General features: G+C 62.7%; 10 protein-coding genes. 5 read left to right on the plus strand and 5 right to left on the minus strand.

The window, feature by feature from the left end; translation table 11 throughout:
* Nucleotides 1–353: 353 nt before the first annotated feature.
* Together ACFSNN_RS10815 and ACFSNN_RS10820 are read left to right on the plus strand one after the other, a co-directional pair.
* On the plus strand, nucleotides 354–758 hold the full coding sequence (locus ACFSNN_RS10815; protein WP_106307296.1) for a GlcG/HbpS family heme-binding protein: 405 nt from the start codon (nucleotides 354–356) through the stop codon (nucleotides 756–758).
* 122 nt (nucleotides 759–880) lie between these two features.
* Complete coding sequence (locus ACFSNN_RS10820) at nucleotides 881–3,055, plus strand: malate synthase G (RefSeq protein ID WP_134456094.1); 2,175 nt, start codon at nucleotides 881–883, stop codon at nucleotides 3,053–3,055.
* A 271-nt stretch (nucleotides 3,056–3,326) separates the two neighbouring features.
* Here the strand turns inward: ACFSNN_RS10820 and galU are convergent, their stop codons facing one another.
* Nucleotides 3,327–4,244, minus strand: coding sequence for a UTP--glucose-1-phosphate uridylyltransferase GalU (galU, locus tag ACFSNN_RS10825; RefSeq protein WP_134456095.1), 918 nt, complete (start codon nucleotides 4,242–4,244; stop codon nucleotides 3,327–3,329).
* 307 nt (nucleotides 4,245–4,551) lie between these two features.
* Nucleotides 4,552–4,695: a hypothetical protein gene (locus ACFSNN_RS10830; protein WP_166679105.1), complete on the minus strand. Its 144-nt coding sequence runs from the start codon at nucleotides 4,693–4,695 to the stop codon at nucleotides 4,552–4,554.
* Nucleotides 4,696–4,954: 259 nt separating this feature from the next.
* On the opposite strand from ACFSNN_RS10830, the gene ACFSNN_RS10835 reads away from it, so the two are divergent.
* The gene (locus tag ACFSNN_RS10835; RefSeq protein WP_134456096.1) at nucleotides 4,955–6,166 is read left to right on the plus strand and encodes an acyltransferase family protein; all 1,212 of its coding nucleotides are present in this window, start codon (nucleotides 4,955–4,957) and stop codon (nucleotides 6,164–6,166) included.
* A 115-nt stretch (nucleotides 6,167–6,281) separates the two neighbouring features.
* Here ACFSNN_RS10835 and ACFSNN_RS10840 read toward each other — a convergent pair whose 3' ends face one another.
* From ACFSNN_RS10840 to ACFSNN_RS10850, 3 genes are all read right to left on the minus strand, one after another.
* A complete protein-coding gene (locus ACFSNN_RS10840) occupies nucleotides 6,282–8,738 on the minus strand; it encodes a glycosyltransferase family 4 protein (RefSeq protein ID WP_134456097.1) in 2,457 nt (818 codons plus the stop codon).
* Complete coding sequence (locus ACFSNN_RS10845; protein WP_134456098.1) at nucleotides 8,735–10,201, minus strand: flippase; 1,467 nt, start codon at nucleotides 10,199–10,201, stop codon at nucleotides 8,735–8,737. The genes ACFSNN_RS10840 and ACFSNN_RS10845 overlap by 4 nt, the downstream gene beginning before the upstream one ends.
* A gap of 73 nt (nucleotides 10,202–10,274) precedes the next feature.
* A complete protein-coding gene (locus ACFSNN_RS10850; protein ID WP_134456099.1) occupies nucleotides 10,275–12,476 on the minus strand; it encodes an NHL repeat-containing protein in 2,202 nt (733 codons plus the stop codon).
* A gap of 678 nt (nucleotides 12,477–13,154) precedes the next feature.
* Between ACFSNN_RS10850 and ACFSNN_RS10855 the strand changes: the two genes are divergently transcribed.
* The gene (locus ACFSNN_RS10855; protein WP_134456100.1) at nucleotides 13,155–14,261 is read left to right on the plus strand and encodes an acyltransferase family protein; all 1,107 of its coding nucleotides are present in this window, start codon (nucleotides 13,155–13,157) and stop codon (nucleotides 14,259–14,261) included.
* 5 nt (nucleotides 14,262–14,266) lie between these two features.
* Nucleotides 14,267–14,995: an SGNH/GDSL hydrolase family protein gene (locus ACFSNN_RS10860; RefSeq protein ID WP_134458856.1), complete on the plus strand. Its 729-nt coding sequence runs from the start codon at nucleotides 14,267–14,269 to the stop codon at nucleotides 14,993–14,995.
* Nucleotides 14,996–15,023: the final 28 nt, after the last annotated feature.

Consider the following 15,023-nt stretch of genomic DNA (forward strand, 5'->3'; position numbering starts at 1 on the left):
GATTGTAAAGCCCGAGCCTCTCTTCGTTCCAGCCGGAATATCGGCCCAGACGAATTGCCGAATACCGGACCTCGCGACTCCGCCGTTTCTTCCGGCCGCGCTTGGACGTAAAATCCTCAAGCAAAGCGCTTGGGCAAGGACAAGGCCGGCGCCGCGGCATCCGCGCACAATGCGGGTACTGGAAGGCTGCGTGCAACCCGCGCCGTCACCGAACATCAACGCGGCCGCCGCAGGCGCGCACGGTGTCATACCCGCGCGCGGCGGCCAGCCATCGAGGCCGAAGCCATCGTGCCAGGCGCGCGTGGCGAGGTGGTCGAGTCGATCCTTACTCTAAACAAACCAGGACGTTTACTATGCTGAGCAAACCCGTGTTGACCGTCGCCGAAACGACCCGCATCCTCGAAGCCGCCCGCGCCGAAGCCGAGAAACACCAGTGGGCCGTCGCCATCGTGGTGGTGGACGATGGCGGCCATCAGCTCGGCATGCTGCGTCTGGACGGCAGCGCGCCGGCCAGTTCGTACATTGCGACCGAAAAGGCCCGCACTTCGGCGATCGGCCGCCGTGAAACGAAGGTATATGAAGACATGATCAACAACGGCCGCACCGCTTTCCTGAGCGCGCCGCTGCAAGGCACGCTGGAAGGCGGCGTGCCGGTGATCGTCGAAGGCCAGGTGATCGGCGCGGTCGGCGTGTCGGGCGTCAAGTCGGATCAGGACGCGCAGATCGCCAAGGCAGGTATCGCGGCTATCGCCGCTTGAGTTTGAGAGCCGTTCCGTTCACAAGCCGACCAGAACGGCGGCCCTGAAGCAAAGAATCCAACCGTTGCACAACGCGGGCCGATGCCCCCTCATCGGCCCCATTCAGATAGATGGAGCAGTCGATGACTCAGATGAACACGCGCGGCGGACTGCAAGTCGCCGCCAACCTCGACCAGTTCGTCGAAACCGAAGCCCTGCCCGGCACCGGAATCGACAGCGCCGCATTCTGGTCGGGTTTCGACGCCCTCGTGCACGAGCTGGCGCCCAAAAACCGTGCGCTGCTCGCCGAGCGCGACCGCCTGCAGACCGAGCTGGACAACTGGCATCGCGCCAATCCGGGTCCGGTACGCGATCTGCGAGCGTACCGTGCGTTTCTCGAAGGCATCGGCTATATCGTGCCGGCGCCCGCGAGCGTCAAGGCCACGACCGACAACGTGGACACCGAAATCGCCGAACAGGCCGGCCCGCAACTCGTGGTGCCGCTGTCGAATCAGCGCTATGCGCTGAACGCGGCGAACGCGCGCTGGGGCAGCCTGTACGACGCGCTGTACGGCACCGACGCGATTCCCGAAACCGGCGGCGCCGAAAAGCAGAAAGCCTTCAATCCGGTGCGCGGCGCCGCGGTGATCGCCTATGCCCGCAAGTTCCTCGACCAGGCCGCGCCGCTCGCGAACGGCTCGCATGCGGACGCCACGCGTTATAGCGTCGATGGCGGCAAGCTGGTCGTCACGCTCAAGAACGGGACGAGCGAGCTGAAGACGCCGGCGCAATTCATCGGCTATCAGGGCGAGGAAAGCGCGCCGTCCGCCGTGCTGCTCAAGCACAACGGCCTGCACTTCGAAATCCAGATCGATGCGAGCGACTCCATCGGCAGGACCGATTCCGCGCACGTAAAAGACGTGGTGGTCGAAGCGGCGGTGAGCACGATCATCGACTGTGAAGACTCGGTCGCGGCCGTGGATGCGGACGACAAGGTCCTGCTCTACCGCAACTGGCTCGGCCTGATGACCGGCGACCTGACCGAAGAGGTCACGAAGAACGGCAAGACCTTCACGCGCCGGCTGAACGCCGACCGCGTGTACACCGCCGCGAACGGCACGGCGCCGGTGGTGCTGCATGGCCGCTCGCTGCTATTCATCCGCAACGTCGGTCATTTGATGACCAACCCGGCGGTGCTGACGAAAGACGGCCACGAGATTCCGGAAGGCATTCTCGACGCCGTGATCACCACGCTGTGCGCGTTGCACGACCGCAAGCATCAGTTGAATTCGCGCACCGGCTCGATCTATATCGTCAAGCCGAAAATGCACGGCCCGGCCGAAGTCGCTTTCGCCAGCGAGCTGTTCGCGCGCGTGGAAGACCTGCTGAAGCTGCCGCGCAACACGATCAAGATGGGCATCATGGACGAGGAGCGCCGCACCAGCGTGAACCTGCTCGCCTGTATCGCCGAAGCGTCGGAGCGTGTCGCGTTCATCAACACGGGTTTCCTCGACCGCACCGGCGACGAAATGCACTCGGCCATGGAAGCCGGCCCGATGATGCGCAAGGGCGACATGAAGTCGAGCGCCTGGATCGCCGCTTACGAACGCAGCAACGTGCTGGCCGGTTTGAGCGCGGGCCTGCGCGGCCGCTCGCAGATCGGCAAAGGCATGTGGGCGATGCCCGATCTGATGCACGCCATGCTCGAACAGAAGATCGCGCATCCGAAAGCCGGGGCAAACACCGCATGGGTGCCCTCGCCGACCGCCGCCACGCTGCACGCGTTGCATTACCACCAGATCGACGTGCAAGCGGTTCAGCGCGAACTGGAGCGCACGGATTACGCCACGGTGCGCGACGAACTGCTCGACGGCCTGCTGACGATTCCGGTCGTCGCCGAGGCGAAGTGGAGCGACGACGAGATCCGCAGCGAGATCGACAACAACGCACAGGGCATTCTCGGCTACGTGGTGCGCTGGATCGATCAGGGCGTGGGTTGCTCGAAGGTGCCGGACATTCATGACGTCGGCCTGATGGAAGATCGTGCCACGCTGCGTATTTCCAGCCAGCACATTGCCAACTGGCTGTATCACGGCGTGGTGCAGCGCGAACTCGTCGAAGAGACGTTCAAGCGCATGGCGAAGGTGGTCGACGAGCAGAACGCGGGCGACCCGCTCTACAAGCCGATGGCGCCGGGCTTCGACACGATCGCTTTCAAGGCCGCGCAGGCGCTGGTGTTCGAAGGACGCCAGCAACCGAGCGGCTACACGGAACCGTTGCTGCACAAGTTCCGGCTGGAAGTGAAGAAGGAAGATTGAGAGCTGGCTTGCCGGACCGCGCGTGATGCGTGGGGCGGGTGAAAGAAAGACGGGCGCCGCGTGGTTAGCAATGAACTGCACCCCAAAAGTTGGACACTGATCCAACCTTTTGGGGTGCAGTTCACCGCGTGATACGCGGCGCCCGTTTAATGTGCGCGATACAACCGCGCGTTACTTCTGCGTGATAAGTTTCACGGGGCGTGCGCGGCCTTGAAGCGAGCGCGGCCCGCATCAAACCGACAGCGCTAACCGCAGCGGCTTTCAATGCAGATCAAGCCGCCTCCGCCGCAAACTGCGCCGGCACGCCTTCCTGCACATTGCCCTGCATATAAGCCTGCAAATACGCTTCAAAATCCGCCTTCACTTCCGGATGGCGCAGCGCGAATTCCACCGTCGCCTTCAGATAGCCCAGCTTGCTGCCGCAATCGAACCGCGTGCCGAAGTAGCGATACGCAAGCACCTGCTCTTCGGTCAGCAGCGATTGCACCGCGTCGGTCAATTGCAGCTCGCCACCCGCGCCCGGCTTCAGCGCGCGGATATGCTTGAAGATGGTCGGCATCAGCACATAACGGCCCACCACGCCGAGATTCGACGGCGCCTTGTCCGGCGCCGGCTTCTCGACGATGCCCGACAGCTTGATCACGTTGTCTTCCCACTCGCGGCCGTCCACCACGCCGTACGAGCGGCTGTCTTCGCGCGCGATGGTTTCGACGCCGATCACCGAGCTGTGATAGTGATTGAAGGTGTCGACGAGCTGGCTCATCACCGGCTTCGAGCTGTGCAACAGGTCGTCGGCCAGAATCACGGCGAACGGGCTCTCGCCCACCAGTTTCTCGGCGCACAGCACCGCGTGGCCGAGACCGAGCGCTTCGGCCTGGCGCACATAGAAACAGTCGACGTTGGCCGGCTTGATGCTGCGCACCAGATCGAGCAGCTTCTGCTTGTTGCGCGCCTCGAGTTCGGCTTCGATTTCGTAGGACTTGTCGAAGTGATCTTCAATGGCGCGCTTGCTGCGCCCCGTTACGAAGATCATCTCGGTGATGCCGGCGGCAATCGCTTCTTCCACCGCGTATTGAATCAGCGGTTTATCCACGATCGGCAGCATTTCCTTAGGACTCGCCTTGGTAGCCGGCAGGAATCGTGTCCCGAGGCCCGCTACGGGAAACACGGCTTTGGTGACTTTCAGCATGGTAGGCATTCCCATATCGGTTAGAAATTGGTGTGTTCGCGGGCCTGGCGGCCAATCGATGTCGCCGGAAAGACTAGCAAAAAAATGACGCCAGTACGTATGTGAAATTTCCTCAATCCGAATAAATAAATCCATTCTCTTTCGGTATGCCGCATCGTGATAAACAGCGGGCAACAATTACGCAATGAAATCGAATTATTTTCCGGCAATCCCGAAAATTTTACATATCCTGACAACTGGCCTTCAGATGCGACAAGGCCGCCAGCGGATCGACCGCGGGCGCGCCTCGCGTCTCTCCCAGCCCGCGTTATTCGTTCTCGTCAAGCTGCGGCAGCTTGCCGGGGGTCATGCGAAAACGGCGAATGGGCTCGTTGCGCAGCGCCTCCCGGTAGGCGGAGGCGGCGACAAGGATCAGCAGCACGGCAATGCCGGCGAGTAAATGCAGGTTCATGACTTCACCTCGGGTCAAGAGATTCCGTGACTTAAATTAGCATGACAAAAGCGGTAAATAATTCGCGGCAGCATCTGCTTATGCTCAATTACAATTAGTCACAAAATCGCCGTTTAATTCAATTCAGTACGCAAATTTTTATCGATTTTTTATCCGCGTCGTGCACTACCATGTCATGCACCGCGGGCGCGTACGGCGCCCGCGCGAATCCGCCAATCTGCCAATCTGCATTTCCCCTCCGTCAGAATAAGGACCGCGTATGAGCGACTCAGCACTGGATGCCGCCGGCTCATCCCTGCCCCTCTCCCCGCCTCGCACAGCCACCGCGCCGCGCGCCCAGAGCGAAGCGCGTGCCGACAGCGCGGGCAAGGAGCACGTCATCGACGCCATGCGGGGCTTCGCCGCGCTGCTGGTGGCGTATTTTCATTGCCGCCAGGTGGAATGGGTCGGCATGCAGGCGTTTCACCAGAGCGTGGGCCATGCATTCAGTCTGAATGCGATCGCCGCGTATCTGACGTTCCCGATTGCATGGGGCTCAGCCGGCGTGCCGATTTTCTTCGTGATCAGCGGTTATTGCATTCACCGCGGCGGCGCGCTGCGCCTGGCCGGCAATCCCGCTTACCGGCTCGATACGGGCAATTTCTGGGTGCGCCGCTTTGCGCGCATTTATCCCGTGCTGCTCGCGGCGCTGGTGCTGACTTTCGCGCTCGACTGGTTCAGCCTGCAATTGCCGCCCGTCAATCACAAGATCCGCGAGATCGGCCTGCGGGCGTTCCTCGTCAATCTGTTTTCGCTGCAAGGCGTGGCCGGCAAGACGTTCGGCTCGAACGGCGCGCTCTGGACACTCTCGCTCGAAGTGCAGTTCTACGCGATCTATCCGCTGCTGTTCGCGCTGCGCCGGCGTATCGGCATGACCTCCGTGCTGGCCATCGTCGCGCTCGTCAACGTGGTGTCCGCCTACGTGCTCGAACGCCACGACATTCAGTTCTTCACGTCGTACTGGTTTTCGTGGACGCTCGGCGCATGGATCTCCGACGCCCGTGCGCATCGCGCGCCGCAGGCCCGCTCGTCGATGTGGCTTTACGCGCTCGCCGCGGGCTTTGTCGCGCTCGGCTGCGCGGCGTTTCATTTCGGCCAGTACGGTGCGTTCCAGCTGTGGGCGGTCGGCTTTGCGTTCTACCTGTACAAGGCGCTGGAGCGCGGCAACCCGGCGGGCGGCCCCACCTTCGGCACGCGTCTGCTGTCGCGCTTTGGCGACTTCAGCTTCTCGCTCTATCTGATCCATCTGCCGATCTTCGTGCTGCTGTCGTCGCTGCTGTTCCGCTCATCCCTGCAAATATCGATCTGGCCGTCGTTCGGTTTCATGCTGGTGGCCGTGCCGGTGGCGTATGTGTTCTACCGCCTGGTCGAGTTGCCGGCGATGAAATGGTCGGCCAGTTTCAAGCCGAAAGCGGCTTTGAAAAAGGCCTGAACTCACGCGGCAAAAACGCGCGATAAAAAAACGGAGCGAACGTCGTGAGACTTTCGCTCCGCTGCGCTAATGGCAGGAACCGGCCGAGTCCCTGCCTACCCCGCGTAGAACCTTCCTAAGCCATTTTCGGCCCCGCCACGCGCTTCAGAATCCGCTCGACACCTTCGACATAGGTCGCGGTGCCGAACCGGCTCAGCGCGGTCTGATACCCGTTCCTGACCAGCCGGTTGCGCAGTTCGTCGTTCGAGCGCAATTCGGCGAGCGCGTCGGCGAGGCCGTGCGCGTCTGCCGGCGTGCACAGCATGCCGTTCTCGTAGTCGTCGATGATCTCCAGCACGCCGCCCGCGCGCGCCGCCACCACCGGCCGCTGCGCCAGCATGCCTTCCACGATCACACGGCCAAACGGCTCCGGCGTGATCGACGTATGGACGACCGCGTCGACCGCGCACATGCAGGCCGCGATATCGTGCTGGAAGCCGAGAAAATGCACGCGCCCGCCGAGGTTGTGCGCGGCGACGAACGCGTGCAGTTCGATCTCGTACTGGTCCTCGCCGAAGAGCGGCGCGCCCACCAGCACCGCATGCATCTGCGGATTGAGCACCATCGCTTCGAGCAGCACGTGCTGCCCTTTCCAACGCGCGAGACGGCTAAACGAGCCAACCAGAAACGCGTCTTCCGGCAAGCCGAGGCGCTTGCGCAGCGTTGCTTGCGGCACCGTGCGCAAGGCGTCGAACGGCGCGGCGGAAATGCCGTTGAACACCACGTCGATGCGCTTTTCGTCGAACTGCGTGAGCTCCGCAAACGCGCGCGCCGACGCGGCCGAATTGGCGATCACATGCGTGAGGCCAAGACGCGCGCACCATTTGATGATCGCCAGTTGCTTGCCGCCGAAATGCTCGGGGCTCACGATATCGCGCAGATGCCAGACCACCGGGCGCCGCGCCAGCTTGCCGGCGAGCGCGCCGATCACCATGGCGCGCTGGGTGTTCGCGTAGATCACGTCCGCGTTGCGCGCGCGTTTGGCCGTGGCGCGCACGAGCGATACCAAACCCTTGAGCGCCTGGCCTTTCGGCATCGACCCGCCCTGTTTGCGAACATGGCGCAGCGCGCCTGCATCCAGCACGTCGACGGCCACGCCGGCTTTGGCGAGCGCGCTGCGAAACGGGCCGTCGTCGAACAGCACGACCTCGATGCGCGAGCGCAACGCCTTGACGATTTCCAGCAGCGACAGTTCGGCGCCGCCGAGCACGCCGCTTTGATCGACCGCCAGAATGCGCGGACCGCTGGCGACGGTCGGCGCGTTATACGGCACGTACGGCGGCAGCGTCGCCGCGCGCAGAGCCGGCACCGCCGCCCGCACATGCGAAAAGAAGCGCTCGCGGAAATGCGCGGCGGAGAACTGCTCGGCGTTCGCGCGGCAATCCAGCGGCGAAAAACGCTTCACGTGGCCGTCGAAACGCTCCACCGCGGCGATGATCGACTCGGCGGTCTGGTCGGCGAAGAACATGCCGGTGGGCCGCGGCTCGGACAGATCGCGCACGGTTTCGAGCGCGCCGCCCTTGCCGTAGGCGATCACCGGCGTGCCGCAGGCCTGTGCTTCGACGACCGAAATACCGAAGTCTTCTTCGGCGGCAAACACGAAGGCCTTGGCGCGGCTCATCTTTTCCTTGAGCACCTTGAACGGCTGATAACCCATGATCTCGACGTTCGGCCCCGCTTTCGCGCGGATCTTTTGCATGTCGGGACCATCGCCGATCACGACGAGCTTGCGCTGCGGCATGCGCGCGAAGGCCTCGACGATCAGATCGATCTTCTTGTACGGCACCATGCGCGAGGCGGTCAGATAAAAGTCGTCCTTGTCGGCGCACAGTGCGAAGGCTTCGACGTCGACCGGCGGGAAGATCACCTGCGCGTCGCGCTGATAGACCTTCTTGATGCGCCGCGCGATGAACTCGGAATTGGCGACGAAGCCATCCACCGCATTCGAGGTGCGGATATCCCAGTTGCGCATGTAATGCAGAATCAGCCGCGCCATGGCCGATTTCGGGCCGTTGGTCAGCTTCGACTGTTTGAGGTATTGATGCTGCAAGTCCCACGCGTAGCGAATCGGCGAATGCACGTAGCTGATATGCACCTGGTCGGGGCCGGTCAGAATGCCCTTGGCAACGGCGTGGCTGCTCGAAATCACCACGTCGTACGCGGACACGTCGAGCTGTTCGATCGCGAGCGGCATCAACGGCAGATACGAGCGGTACTTGGTGCGCGCGAGCGGCAGCTTCTGGATAAACGAGGTCGTGACGGACTTGCCGCGCAGGAAGCTGCGGTCGTCGAGAAAATCGACGAGGCTGAACAGGTCCGCGTCCGGAAAGCACGCGACAATCTGTTCGAGTACTTTCTCCGCGCCCGCATACGTGACGAGCCAGTCGTGCACGATCGCGACGCGCACAGTTTTGTCGGCGCGCAGCGCGGCGCGGCGCGGCTGCGCCTGCGCGCCGGGAACGGTGGTGAATTCGGCCAGTGCGCTGCGCGTCGCGGGTTGCAGCACGGCTTCTTCAAGGACTTCGTGGTTCATGCGCTTTTCCTCGGATTCAGTCGCAACAGCAGTGAACGCGCAAGATCGCGCAAGGCGGGTGTCATCGTGATCGACCAGGCGACATTCGCGCCTACCATCAATACGCCGGCAACAATCGCCATTGCGAGACCCGGCAGGAAGCTGGCGAGCCACAGGCTGGCCAGCAGGAAAGCAAGGTGAGCGAGCATGTCGAGCGCGATCTGCCTGGCGCGAATCGCGCACAGCCGCAGCAGCACCGCGTAGTCGAATAGCGCGCGGCCGGCCACGGCCACCGCCGCGCCGGTCAGGCCGAAATGCGTGATGCCGAACCACAATGCCCCTGCAAACAAGGGCAATTCGAACAATCCGACGCGCGCGGCCGTGGCGGGATTGACCTGCGACTGGATCAGAATCCGCGTGACGTTCGCCTGCCCGACCAGCCACACGGCGACGATCATGATTCGGCCCACCGGTGCGGCCACGGTGGCGATCTCATTGCCCACCCACAGATGCAAAAACGGTTCGAGCACCAGCATCGCGACCAGCGCGACCGGCGTGAACACGCCGTTGAGAAATTCGAGCGACTGCTGCGTGATGGTGTCGGCGTCGGCGCGTCCCACTGCGGAAAGCCGCGGAAACAATGTGCGCACCAGCGCCGTCGGCACGATGTTCAATCGCGTGACAAGGTTCTGCGGCACCGTGTAATACGTGACGAAACGCGCGCCGAGGCTCGTGCCGAGCATCACGCGGTCGAGCGAATCGGCGATCATGGTGGTGACGCTCGCAATCAGCATCCAGCCGCCGAAATTGAACAGGCCCTTCGCCACGCCGAATTGCGGCGGCAGAATGCGGCGGATTTCCAGCACTTTCAGCGCCGAGCGTCCCAGCAGAAGCGCGGCCACGATCCGCGCGAACACCGCGGCGGCCAGCACGTTCTGCAAGGTCGCGCCCATCCACAGCGCGGCGCCGAGCGGCAGCAGCTGGAACAGAAACGTGCCGATGGTCTGATTGGTGTTGTAGACGCCAAAGCGTTCCGCGCCGTTGATCGCGCCGGCGAACACCCACGAGACGTTGGCGATCGGAATCGCCACCGCGAGCCACGGCAGCGCCATATACACCTCGTGCTGCAGCTCGGGCGACACCTTGGTGAAATACGCGGTGTAGAGAAACGCGCCGAAATAAATGATCAATCCGCCGATCACGCCGGTCGCGAGATTGAGCCACGTCGCACTCCAGAACACGCGCGCGCTCTCGTCCTTGTCGCCGGACGCGCGCGCCTTCGAGATGTGATTCTGCGCGGCCATGCTCATGCCGAGATCGAGAATGCCGAAGTAGCCGATCAGCGTCCACACGAGGCTGATCACGCCGTAGCGCTCGACGCCGAGCAGCTTGATATACGACGGCACGGTCACGAGCGAGACGAAAGTCGGCAGCACCAGCCCGAAAAAGTTGATCGCTACGTTCTTGAGAATGCCTTTGTCCATCGGATGCCTTGGGTTTGACTACGTTTGTCTGCGGGTCGCCTTGTCATGCGCCGAAGCGCTCATGCTTCGTTCTTCAAGGCTTCCAGCGGTACATCATGACTTTGCCGCGCGCGTCTTCCTCGACGAACACGAGGTACTCGCCGTTGGCGCGTTTGGCGGCGCTAATGCCGTTCGGCACATCGACCCAGCCCGACGCTCGGCTCACTTCCGGGCCCGGCCGGATCACGCCGACTTCCTTGCCGCTGTCCTTGTCCCATACGTGCACCGCGCCGACCGGCTCGACGCCGAAAATGTATTGGCCTTCGACCGTCAGGCCGATGATCGTGGCGATGGGTTTGCTCTGCGTCTGCCACGGCAGCGTGATCGCATAGCGCTGCACGGGGTTGCCGCTCGACCATTTGTCGTAGCGCATCAGCACGCGGCCCACTTCTTTCCAGAAGCCGCGATCGACCGGCGTGTCGGGCGTGTAGCCGCTCACGTACATCGTGTCGGTGTCCGGGTCGTAGATCGCGCGATGCAGCTCCGTGAACGGTTGCGGCACCGGGTACTGCGTCATGTTCGAGTACGAGTAGACCGGATTGCCCTTCGCATCCAGCCCGCCGAAACGGAAGCGGTAGATGCCCTTGGTGTCGCGCGTGCGCCAGATGTCGCCGGCGGTGTCGACCCACCAGCCCCAGCCGCCCGCGAGCTTCGTGCCGCTCGTGTTGAGCGCGAATTCATCGGTGTTGAACTTGCCGTCGCCGTTCGTATCGCGCCAGATCCAGTCGCCGCCCGGCGGTGCATTCGGCACCTTGGCCACCGCGCGCTCACGCCCCGCGATGAAGCCGGAAGGAATCGCCGTTTCGCCGTCGTGCTGCGCATCGAAGCGATAGATCTTTAGATGGTCCGCGTACATGTCCGTGAGGTACAGGAAAGTGCGGCCCTTCAATTTGCGGGCGATCGGCAGACCCGGATACTGATCGGTGTGAAATACCGGATCGTCCGGATACTTGAAACGGTTAGAGAGGAAACCTGCGTACTTCCAGTCCTGCCCCGCAGGCTTCGACAGATCGAGTTCGAAGCGCTTGTTGCCGGTATAGACGCTGTCCGGGCGCGACGGATCGATCCACGCACCGTCGACGAACAGGAGCCCCTGCACCTGCCAGTTCTGCCGGCCATCGGGCGCATAGCTTTCGAGCGTCGCCCCGAGACCCGCGCCGATCGGGTCGTAACGCGGACCGATGCCATTGGTCGACACGTACACGTTGCCGCGCGCATCCACGCCCACGCCAGTGAGGCCGTTGAAACGCTGCGGGCCTGGCTTGCCGGCGACGCCGCTGAAAATGCCGCCGCGCTCGCCGAGCGCGCCCGATTCGCCATAGCGACCGTTATTCTTGCTGAAATACAGCACCTGCTGACGTGGACCGTTATCCGCGATCAGGACGCGGTCTTGCGCGTCGACTGCTATATCCACCGCGATGGTTCCGCCAGGCAGCGTAAAGTTTTCGTCGATGCGTTTGCCGGTAGACGTGTAATGCTCCACATGCGGCTCACGATCGTTGCGCGTGCCGCTCAACACCCACAGCGTGCCGTCCGGCGCCAGCGCGAGTCGGCCCGGTTCATGCACGCTCCAGGTGGTTTTCTGCTGCATCGATTCCGCGTCGTATACCTCGATGCGATCGCGCGCCGTGTTCGCCGCGTACAGCGTGGTGTCGTTCGCCGCGAGGCCGCCGATCTCGGCGCTCGTGCCGGTCGGCACTTCGTTCATCATCAGAAAGCCGGCCGCCAGCTGCGCATGCGGGTCGGCACTCTTCGCGGCGGGCTGGAACGGCGCGGCACGCTTCGGATCGGCGATCTGCCGGCGCGAAATGCCATACCACTGCTTGCCCTTCTCCGGCCACACGCCCTGCTCGACCAGGCGTCCTTTTTCATTGCCGACCGCGATCGCAACGAACACGTACTTGCGATTCAAAGCGACCGCGTTGCCGCCACCATTGCCCCAGCCATGCGTGCCGCCCGCGAAGCCGAGCATCTTGCCGTTCTGATAGACGCTCGCTTCAGCACCGCTTTCGTCCCACGGCGCGTTCGTATAGACCTTGCCGTCGGGCGCCACCGCGATCGCGGTGATGTTGATCTGCGCCCAGATGCCGTCGCCGAAACCGAAGGTATTGCCGATCCACGACGTTTTCGCGTTCAACGCGGTTTCCGCATGCACCGTGACACTGGCCGCTCCCGCAGTCAGTCCGGCGGCGCATGCAAAAACAGCGAACCAGCTTTTGAACGTGAAACGGTGCAAGGTATTTCCTCCAATCAGCGCCGCGCGCGGGCAAAGAGGCTCGCGCGGAAACACAACTCAATGAATGACGCTACGAATCGCGGTCGATCTCGTGATGCAGACCGCTAGAAGCCGTGCAAGGACATAGGACAGATTCGTGCGGGAACAGGACTCGGGCAGAGCGTCCGGAAAGCAAACCCAGGCGAACCCCGCAAGTCCGCGAGCGCTTGACAGCGATCACAGCGTGAGGCCCACGCGCCGTCCTTGGCCACCCAATCCGCACGGCTCACATTACGCGGAAAAAACGCCGCGACGAAAATCGAAAATAATTCAAAAATATTCGACGCATTAAGCGTCTCGAAAGAAAGCAATTAAAAATTGATTAAAACGAAATCGGCTGTGGCGGCGTTGTGCACGGAGCTGTCAGCATCCATCCTTACCGATGCCCAGCAAAGCAATCCGCACTTATTACATATCCCGTCATCCATTCGACACAAGCATAAAAATCCATTGCGAATAGATAACGAAACACCCTGTTGCAATCTGATTCATTTATCCAATTCATTCCCGTTTTTTCACGATTTTATTTTCCCTAGAATCGATTGCACTTCCGTTGCGATGCGAAGCGAGCGCGCCTGCTCCACGAAACCCTCGCGCGATGCTTCGCCCGGCCCATCTGCTTCACACCATGGACGGTTCATGACTGCCAGCGCACTGCCCTTAGCGCCTTCCCACTCCCGCCGCATCGTGCAGCTCGACGGCTTGCGCGCCATCGCGGTACTTGCCGTGTTCGCGCAGCACGCGTTGAAAGCGCCGCTGTGGATGGGCGTCGATCTGTTTTTTGTTTTGAGCGGTTTTCTGATTACCGGCATCCTGCTCGAACGCAAGGCGCGTCAGCAGTCGTATTTCGGCTATTTCTACGCACGCCGGGCGCGCCGCATCCTGCCGCCCTACGTGCTGCTGATGGCGGTGTCGTCGCTTCTGTTCGGCCTCGGCTGGGCCGAGCACTGGCAGTGGTACACGTTCTTCGCGACCAATATCGGCGACGCGCTCAATCAGAGCGGTCACGACAGCCTGAATGTGCTGTGGTCGCTCGCCGTTGAAGAGCAGTTCTACATTGTCTGGCCGTTCGTGATCCTGCTCGTGCCCGAGCGCGTGCTCGGCTACGTGGCGGCCGCGTTGATCCTGCTGGTGCCCGTGTTGCGCGCGGTGGCCACGCCCTGGTTCGATTCGTTCTGGCCAATCTATTACCTCACGCCGTTCCGCATGGACCTGCTCGCGGCCGGCGCGCTGCTGGCGGTTGCCGTACGGCGTGACCGAAATGCGCTCGAGCCTTACAGAGGCGTCGCCGTGCTGGGAATGATCGCGGCGCTGGCCACCCTCGCGTGGCTGCATCTGCACTTTCCGCGCTTTCGCGCGGCCAATACGCCGCTCTCGAACGCCGGGCTCTACAGCGTTTCGCTGGTGCTTTGCACTTCAGTCGTGGTCATCGCCCTGCAGAGCAAGGGCATCGTCAAACGGCTGTTGTGCAATCCCGTGCTGGTCTATATCGGCACCATCAGCTACACGATTTATCTGATTCACCTGAGCGTGCTGTATGCGCTGTGGCCGCTGCATCTGAACCGCTTCGTCACCGCCGCGCTCGCGCTCGCGATCACGCTCGTCTACGCCAGCATCACGTGGTTCGCATTCGAGAAGCGCCTGATTTTCGGCTCGACGGGCAAGGCGCCGGCGCATGCGCCGACACAAGCCGCCAACGGCGGTGGCGTCGGCACGGCGCGGCAAGCGCCGCAAAGCCGCGCATGAAGTGTATGAAGCGCCGCGCATGGCTTGCCGCAAGCATATGCGCCGCTGCATCGCTGCTCGCATCCGCCGCGTTCGGCGCGGCGCCGGGCCCGCGAACGCAAGTGCTGATCGAGGCCTACGGCGATTCGACGACGCTCGGCATTACCTGCAGCGAAGGTCATTGCGGCCCGCAGGCGCAAAACGCGGTCGCGTATCTGCAGGACGAATTGCAGGCGCGCCACGGCGAACGGGTGCGCGTGACGAACTACGGCGTGGGCAACACGATGGCGACCCAACTGCGCGACGGCACGGGTAATCGCCGCGCCGGGCCGACGGCGGGTTTGCCGTGGCAGGAACGGCTCGCCGCTTCGTCCGCGCAGATCGTGCTGATCAATTACGGCATTAACGAAGTGATGCAGAACCAGACGCCCGAGCAGTTCTACACGGCCGAAACGACGCTTGTGAAAACCGCCCGCGCACTCGGCAAGCAGCCGGTTCTGCAGACCGCGAACCCGATGCCCGACAACCGCCTCAATGCGCGGCTCGCGACGATGGTCGCGATGACGCGCCGCGTGGCCGCCGAACAGCAAGTGCCGCTCGTCGACCAGTTCGCGTACATCAGCAATTTGCCGGACTGGAAGACTTTGATGTCCGACGGCGCGCATCCGAAACCGGGGCTGTACCAATTGAAGGCCGAACAGGATTTTCAGGTCGTCGAACCGTTGGTGCGGCGGCTGTTGGAAGGCACGCCATGAAGCGCTTTTTTCTCTCTTTTAACAATCA

Source organism: Paraburkholderia dipogonis, assembly GCF_042680985.1.
GTDB lineage: Bacteria > Pseudomonadota > Gammaproteobacteria > Burkholderiales > Burkholderiaceae > Paraburkholderia > Paraburkholderia phytofirmans.